4 protein-coding genes and 1 tRNA gene are annotated in these 2,834 nt (G+C 69.3%); 2 read left to right on the top strand and 3 right to left on the bottom strand.

Annotated features, from left to right (window positions below; genetic code table 11):
* Window positions 1–247 precede the first annotated feature (247 nt).
* Entirely contained in the window at window positions 248–673 is a 426-nt protein-coding gene (gene rpsI / locus G6031_RS11170; protein WP_259847906.1) for a 30S ribosomal protein S9, read from the bottom strand.
* A gap of 113 nt (window positions 674–786) precedes the next feature.
* The gene (rplM, locus tag G6031_RS11165) at window positions 787–1,230 is read right to left on the bottom strand and encodes a 50S ribosomal protein L13 (RefSeq protein ID WP_107748654.1); all 444 of its coding nucleotides are present in this window, start codon (window positions 1,228–1,230) and stop codon (window positions 787–789) included.
* 214 nt (window positions 1,231–1,444) lie between these two features.
* Here rplM and G6031_RS11160 point away from each other — a divergent pair.
* Window positions 1,445–1,520: transfer RNA gene (locus G6031_RS11160), tRNA-Arg, on the top strand.
* A gap of 228 nt (window positions 1,521–1,748) precedes the next feature.
* Window positions 1,749–2,075: a hypothetical protein gene (locus G6031_RS11155; protein ID WP_182618028.1), complete on the top strand. Its 327-nt coding sequence runs from the start codon at window positions 1,749–1,751 to the stop codon at window positions 2,073–2,075.
* A gap of 81 nt (window positions 2,076–2,156) precedes the next feature.
* On the opposite strand, the gene G6031_RS11150 is transcribed toward G6031_RS11155, so the two are convergent.
* Window positions 2,157–2,630 (bottom strand): hypothetical protein, encoded by a 474-nt coding sequence (locus tag G6031_RS11150; RefSeq protein ID WP_241730590.1) that lies wholly within the window; start codon window positions 2,628–2,630, stop codon window positions 2,157–2,159.
* Window positions 2,631–2,834 lie beyond the last annotated feature (204 nt).

Raw genomic sequence — 2,834 nt, 5'->3', positions numbered from 1 at the left:
GGCGGCCGCTCCGAGGCGGACGGCCAGGTCCACGGTGAGCGTCCGATTGGCGAGTCCGCGAACCCCGTCGGTGCCGAACAGTCGGGTCATGGTGCGTGATCCTCCGGGGTAGTGGGACCGCCACCGCACTGGGGGTGGGTGTTCCGGACCGGGTAAGGATAGCCCCGGCCGTGAGGTCCCTTGGAAAACGAGCCAGAGCAGGCCCCCGCGATCGCGGGCGCCTGCTCTGGGGTGTCGAGCGCGGAGATCAGCGCTTCGAGTACTGCGGGGCCTTACGGGCCTTCTTGAGGCCGGCCTTCTTGCGCTCGACGGCGCGGGCGTCCCGGGTGAGGAAGCCGGCCTTCTTGAGCGCCGGGCGGTCGTCCGGCGCGTACTGGATCAGCGCGCGGGCGATGGCCAGACGCAGCGCGCCGGCCTGACCGGAGGGGCCACCACCGTGGAGCAGCGCCACGATGTCGAACTGCTCCTCGCGCTCGACCAGGACGAGCGGCGACTTGACGAGCTGCTGGTGCACCTTGTTCGGGAAGTACTCCTCGAGGGTGCGACCGTTGAGGGTGAACTGGCCGGAGCCGGGCATGAGGCGGACGCGGGCGACGGCCTCCTTGCGACGGCCGACCGCCTGTGTCGGACCGGAGGAGACGACCGGGGCCAGCTGGGTCTCGGCGTCGGCCACGTAGTCGGTACCGCCGGCGTAGTCGGCCTCGCTGTAGTCCTCGGCGACCTCGGCGGCGAGTTCCGCCACCGTGTCATCGGCGAGCTCGGCCTCGGGGGTGATGTTCTCGTCGGTCACTGGGCCACCTGCTTGATCTCGTAGGGCACGGGCTGCTGGGCGGCGTGCGGATGCTCGGGGCCCGCGTACACCTTCAGCTTGGAGGCGACGGCACGACCGAGCTTGTTGCTCGGGAGCATGCCCTTGACGGCCTTCTCGACGACGCGGTCGGGGCGCGTGTCCATGGCCTTGCCGAGGGACTGCGACTTGAGCCCGCCCGGGAAACCGGAGTGACGGTGGTGCATGACGCGCTCGCGCTTGTTGGACGAGATCGCGACCTTGTCGGCGTTGATGATGATGACGAAGTCGCCGGTGTCGGCGTTCGGGGCGAACTGCGGCTTGTGCTTGCCACGGAGGATGTTGGCGACCTGCACGGCGAGTCGACCGAGAACCACATCAGTGGCGTCGATGACGTACCAGGCGCGCGTCACGTCCCCGGGCTTGGGGGTGTACGTGGACACAGGCAATACCTCTGTCTGTCTAGTGGGGCTGCCGGCCTGTCGGACGCCCACCCCCTCGCGCGGCGGCCGGTGGTGACCCGCGGAGGCGGTCCGTCGATCCCGGGATACGGGGACGACACGGACGCCAGCGGCCAAGCCTACCGCCCGGCTGTCGACACTCCAACTCGCCGATCACGGGACCGGCGCGGATCAGTTAGACTCTCCCCCGGTTCCCGCCCTCGTAGCTCAGTGGATAGAGCACGGCTCTCCTAAAGCCGGTGTCGGAGGTTCGATTCCTCTCGAGGGCACCACGGCGCGCGTCCGACCATCCGACGCCCGCCCCACCACCGCGGATGCCGCACGACGCCTCTCTGCCAGCCCTGACGGGACCACTGACGCTGTTGACAGCAATACATGCACGTATGACAATCTGTGCATGCCATGGACGAGTGCCGACCCGCGAGCGATCCGGCGACTCCCGTGACATCCGCCAGCCATGCCCGGCGGCGACACGCCGGCGACGACCAGGAGCGACACCGATGACCGTGACCGACCACCCCACCGCCGAGCCCCACTCGCACACCCACGGACCCGGCTGCGGTCATGAGGCCGTGGTCCACGAGGATCACGTCGACTACCTCCACGACGGCCACCTGCACCGCGAGCACGACGGCCACTACGACGAGTGCACCACCTGCTCGTGTGACAACTGCACCGACAGTTGCGCGGTGTGCACCTGTACCGACTGCACCTGCGAGACCTGTAACCACAACGTGTGCTCGTGTGACAACTGCGGGGAGCGCCACGAGTGCGCGAACTGCGTGTGCGACGACTGCTCCTGCCCGACCTGCAGGCACGCGGCCTGAGTCACGGGTCGGCCGCCCGACCGGCCGGAAGCACCCGAGCCCGCTGATGGATCATCAGCGGGCTCGGGTGCGTCACGGGGGTCAGCGTCGCAGGGTCGCGGCGAACGCCCCTGTCAACGCGAGGATCGGCAGGCCGATGAACAGATGGACTATCGCCGCGGCCAACCCGTCGAGGAACGGCACCGTCACCAGCAGCGGGAGCGCCACCGCCGCGATGATCAGCAATCCCACGGTCCACGAGAAGAACTGCTGCGGGTTCGCCGTACCCACCAGCAGCAGGTACCAGAGGAGCCCGGCCAGGATCGCGGCCACCGCCCCGTAGACCGCGTACATGGTGGGGGTGTTGCCGCCGTTCGCCCACTGGTGGCCGAAGCGGCCGAACGCCGCCTCCACCACCCAGGCGATCAGCCACCCGGCGATCGCCGCCACGAGTGCCGTGGCCGCGACGCTGCCGAGGAACTTGCCCACGTCGATCGCGGGACCGCGGGGTTCACGGCGCTCCTGATAAGCGGCCTCGTTCGAGTAGGGCTCGTCGTACCCTGGGTCTCCGCCCATCTGCGAATACGCGCGCGAGTCGGGTTGCCCCATGCGCCGCGTCTGGTCGTCCTGTCCGGGATACATCTGTTCTGACCGCCTCCGAATCGGTGTGGTGGTCACCGAGGGTAGTCCCTTTGTCCACCGACTTCCCGTCGGTCGGGGTTCGACCCCGGGGGAGCACCGGGACGACGCGACCCGCCCGACCGCGTCTCGCGGTCGGGC

Source organism: Dietzia sp. CQ4 (assembly GCF_014145125.1).
Classification (GTDB): Bacteria; Actinomycetota; Actinomycetes; order Mycobacteriales; family Mycobacteriaceae; genus Dietzia; species Dietzia natronolimnaea.
Note: the sequence above shows the minus strand (reverse complement) of the source record. Positions and strands in the feature narration are given on the sequence as shown.